General features: G+C 67.9%; 2 protein-coding genes. Both read right to left on the bottom strand.

Annotated features, from left to right (window positions below):
• Positions 1-588: 588 nt before the first annotated feature.
• Positions 589-1,011, bottom strand: a complete 423-nt coding sequence (locus tag J5X07_RS12670) for a hypothetical protein (protein ID WP_208480037.1) — start codon at positions 1,009-1,011, stop codon at positions 589-591.
• 20 nt (positions 1,012-1,031) lie between these two features.
• The gene (locus J5X07_RS12665) at positions 1,032-4,145 is read right to left on the bottom strand and encodes a hypothetical protein (RefSeq protein WP_208480036.1); all 3,114 of its coding nucleotides are present in this window, start codon (positions 4,143-4,145) and stop codon (positions 1,032-1,034) included.
• Positions 4,146-4,598 lie beyond the last annotated feature (453 nt).

Below are 4,598 nucleotides of genomic sequence, written 5' to 3'. Positions count from 1 at the left end.
GTGGCGTGTGTAGCAGCTCCCATCATCGGGGGACCTCGACCCCCACCCAAGCAACGACGCACCCACCCAGCCCCACCCCAAACACACCAATAAATCTTGCCTACCACACCCTCAAATGCGAAGAGCCAGTAAACACCCCTGAATAACCTTCCAGGTTGTTGAACCAGTTCTGGCGGGCGACCGGGTCGTTCCAGTCGGGGTGCGATGCGGGTGGGGGAGCCCCGCCTCCGCCGTCGGCCCCGCCGGATCCTCCGCGGCCACCGGAGTGGCCCGCGGATCCGGATCCCCCTGGGCCGCCATGACCGGCCCCACCATGCCCACTGCCCCCGCGGCCCGATCCGCTGGCGCCCGAGCCCCCGACCCTGCCCGAGGGGCTGGAGCCGGCCTGACCGTTAGCGCCGCGGCGCGCATCGGCCCCAGAGTTGACGGGCTTGAGTGCTTGGATGCCGCTGACTGCTTCAGGGTGGCGTGTTGATCAGATTTGTTGGATGACTATAAGGTGGGCGGTCGGTGTTTCGTTTTGTATGGGTGATCGTATGGAGTGAGCTGCTGTGATGTGTCCTTCGATATGCTGCAGAGCAGGCAGTGCTAGTGGAAGTACTGGGGGTACTCGATGTAGGGGTCGTGTTCACGGTGATCGACCCAGTTGTCCAAGACTTGCTCAGGCGTGATGCCAGGAAACAGAACAGTATGCCCACTGAGGTGGTTGTCAAGAATCCATAAATCGAGATTGGGGTTAGGGAGGAGGGAGCGAACCCAGGCCGCCACTTCGGCTGCCTGCTCGGGAGTTCCATCTACTGAGATCATGTGATCCTTGTGAAAGTGATCAATTATAAATGAGGAGGCAGTTGGTGGGTGTACATCGAGTGCTGCATCTGATCCGTTACCTTCTATCTCCCATCTATATGAGTCTACATTTGGCCATTTCTGGTGCCCTTCGATAATGAACGTATCTGCGTTGAAAATCGTCTGACTGGGATTCATGGTCATGATGAGATAACTGATTCCCATGATGTTTCTCCTAAGGTGTGCTAGGGGATGAGTTGTACTTCGAAGGGGGTCTCTGGTCTCAGGATGCTCTGGAGTCTTTGGGTGAGGTAGATCTGAGCCTCGGGGGTGTTAGTGACGACGATCAGTTTATTGACAGGATTTCCCGACGAATGAATTACTGCTTCGTATTTCTGCATGTTTTTATCGAACTCTTCCATGGCGCTGCCTTGGATGAATGGTTCTGCGTTTCCTTCGTGGATGGCCTTGGGGCCGCCGCCGCTGTGCTTGGCGTCCCAGGCGGTGTAGGCGGTTCCGTCGGGGGTGACGGAGTCGGCGTAGATGGACTTGCCGTCGTCGGATACGAGTTTTCTTTCGATGTCGGTTCCCAGGACTCGGTGTTGGTATGCGTATGCTTCGCTGTAGGGGGCGACGCGTTTGGTTTCGAGTCCATTGAACCAGTTTTGGCGGGTGACCGGGTCGTTCCAGTCGGGGTGCGACCCGGGTGGGGGAGCCCCGCCGCCGTTGCCTCCTCCGGAGCCCTCGCGGCCACCGGAGTGGCCCGCGGATCCGGATCCCCCTGGGCCGCCATGACCGGCCCCACCATGCCCAGTGCCCCCGCGGCCCGATCCGCTGGCGCCCGAGCCCCTGCCCGAGGGCCCGGAGCCGGCCTGACCAGTAGCGCCACGGCGCGCATCGGCCCCAGCATAGACAGGATCAAGATCACGCACACCCCCCGGCCGTCCCGGGCCGCGGCTGTGCAGCCCCCAGACCACTGCTTCGAGCAGAGGACTGTCCAGGTACTCGCTGACCCGGTGCACCGTGCGGCCCAGGCCACGGGTGGCGAGGTCCTCCAGCACCCACAGGCCGATATCCATGGCGATCTCGGCAGGGGTGTGCGTGGCCAGGTAGGTGCGGATCGTGCCCGCCGGATCGCGGACGAAGCCGGCCCAGCTGTGCGCGGCCCCCATGAAGGAGGTGAAGGTCAGCCCATAGCCCAGGGCGAACCAGAACGAGCCCCCGGTGAGCATGAGTGCAGCCATGATGAAGGCCAGCAGCAGAGCCTTCTGCCACAGGGGCATGGAGTCCCACACCTGGCCCAGGAGGTCCAGGATCCCTGCCAGCCAGTCCGTGTCCAGCGGGTCGCCCACACGCTCGGCAAGACCCCGCGTGGCGTCAGGAACCAAGGACAGCACTCCCAGGCCCCCAGCTGCGCAGGCGGCCGCCACCGCAACCGTCACCCACCGGCCCCCGGGCCCCGGATCCAGGACCGGGCGGGCCGCCTGCGCGCGCGTCTGGCGCAGCCCGACCGTCGTGGAGACAGGCACGCTCACGCGCCCCAGCAGCCTGCCCGCCGCTGCAGCCCGCCACACCAGGCGCCACTCCAGCATCGGCAGCACCACGGCGTCCAGCGCATCGGCGCTCCACCGGCCCCACGCATGGGAGGGCATCGTTGCCAAGGTGCGCCACCGCCACGCCCCCAGGGCGCCGCCACCGGGCCGGCCCTCATAGACGCCCACATCCTCATACAGGCTGTCGCTGTACCCGCCATGCAGCAGCACCCGGGCATCCAGCACAGCCCCCACCACCAGCAGCACCAGCAGCAGCCAGCCCCGCCCCTGCCCGCCGCCGGTCAGCGCGCTCGTAACCCCCACCACCAGCCACGGCGCCTGACCGTCGGTGGCGAACCACGCCACCGATTCCAGTGAGGCGTTGCGGCCCATGTGATCGACCATCGCCACCCACAGGAACCAGGGCGGTACCAGCACGCATAAGCCCCGCACCAAGGCTCGCAGCGCTGCCGCGCGCACCCGTCCCGTGCGCCACCACACGTGGCGCGCCAGGCCGATGCTCACCGCCACCATCCCCGTGACCACGGCATGGCCCCCATAGGGCAGGGCGGCCTCCGCCGCGCCCGAGAACGGGGAGGGCCCGAAGGTGGAGAAGCCCATGCACTCCAACTGGTCCGGTCCCGCCCCCGAGCACAGGAGCCGATCGATCAGGCCGGCTAGCCCCGCCTGCCCGCTGAGGTAGGCGAAGCGGCGCGCCATCTCCTCCAGCGCCATGAAGGCCGCCCCTGCGGCGATACCGAGCACCAGCCAGTCCACCACCAGCAGGCGCCGCGCCCGCCCCGGGGCCAGCAGTCCCAGCAGGCCCAGTGGAGCGAGCTTGAGCAGCTCCTCGACCACGGAGGCCACCACGATCTCCGCCGAGGTGCTGCGCACATCCACGCCCGCCGTGGCGGCCAGGCTCATCGAGATCCAGGCCACCACCCCCGACCAGGGTATTCCCACCGCGAAGACCAGCGAGATCATGCGCCAGGAGACGGTCTTGAGCCGCGCCATCCAGAACCACGCGAAGACCACCCACATCGCCCCGAACCAGGCGCCCATGCTCGCGCGCAGCAGCGGGCTGACCATCAGTCCCACCAGCACGACCACCAGCGCCGGCCACATGAGGGCCACCTGGATCCGCCGCAGGACCACCAGCCCGCGCCACCGGCCCACGCGCGCGCCCAGCCGCTCCCACCACTCCAGCCCCGGGACCTCATCGTCCTGCGACGGGGGCGGCCCTCCGCCCGGCGGCGCCGTGCCGCCCCCGCCCGCCTGAGTCGGGACCGCTGGGCCTGCGATGTAGCCGTAGGAGCCCGACGGCGCCCGCCCCCGCCCGTCCTGACCGGCAGGCGCGCTCGGCATCACCCCGTACTGCCCTGGCCTCCCACTGGTATCGGCCTCGAGCAGGCCGGGGTAGGACGGGGCCTTCTCGCCCGGGCGGATCGAGGGCGGCAGCCCATAGCCGGCCGAGGAGGGCGCCGCCTCCTCCCGACGTGCCCGGGGCGGCTGCGCCGCTGATGCCTGGGCCGCCGGTGCGTACCGGACCGGAGCCGCCTGCGCAGGGGGAACCGCCTGCTGAGGGGGCACTCCTGGCGGTGGCTCCTGCGATGGCGGCTCATGGGGCCGGGGCTCCTGGAGTGGTGGAGGCGGGGGCAGGGCGGCTCCGGGCTGATCGGAGGGCCGGCCAGAGAAGGAGGGGTAGGAGGCCGTGGTCCGGCCGGGGCGGATCGAGGGCGGCAGCCCATAGCCGGGCGAGGGGAGCACCGCATCCTGGCGCACCGGGCCCGCACCACCGCCCGGGGCTGGTGGCACGACTGGTGCCATGCTCGGCGGAAGTGCCGTGGGGCTGCCTCCAGGCGGTGCTACCGGTGCGCCGCCCCGATCCTGCGGTCCGGGAGGATCGGCTGGCGACCCCGTCGAATCCGGCTTGGCCGGCCGATGGCCATCGCCGGCAGCGCTGCCATCGTTGCCGCGAGGCCGGCCCCCGTGCTGCTGCTGTGGCGGGGGAGGCTCGGGAAAGACGGGGCTCATCGCGTCACCTGGCCTGGTCCTGATAAGGGATGGGAACGGGGCGACGCTAAGAATCGGAACCTAAAGAATGCCCAGAGACACATGAGAACTCGGGGATAATCCTGGTCGGCGGCTCTAGGTGTACTTCCCTGGGAGGTTGTGAACGGGTTGGGTAGGTGAAGGCCTCCTGGGCAGGATGTGGGTTGTCACGCTCACGTCCGGTCCGAGGAGGTCTTCATGACTCACGCTAACGCACCTTTGACGCCC

The organism is Actinomyces bowdenii, from assembly GCF_017592395.1.
Taxonomy (GTDB): Bacteria; Actinomycetota; Actinomycetes; order Actinomycetales; family Actinomycetaceae; genus Actinomyces; species Actinomyces bowdenii.
This window is presented reverse-complemented; position numbering and strand designations above follow the sequence as displayed.

What these genes read in the sequence shown, in the direction of transcription:
- J5X07_RS12670 (WP_208480037.1), bottom strand. Translation starts at nt 1,011, where the DNA reads ATGGGAATCAGTTATCTCATCATGACCATGAATCCCAGTCAGACGATT.
- J5X07_RS12665 (WP_208480036.1), bottom strand. Translation starts at nt 4,145, where the DNA reads ATGGCACCAGTCGTGCCACCAGCCCCGGGCGGTGGTGCGGGCCCGGTG.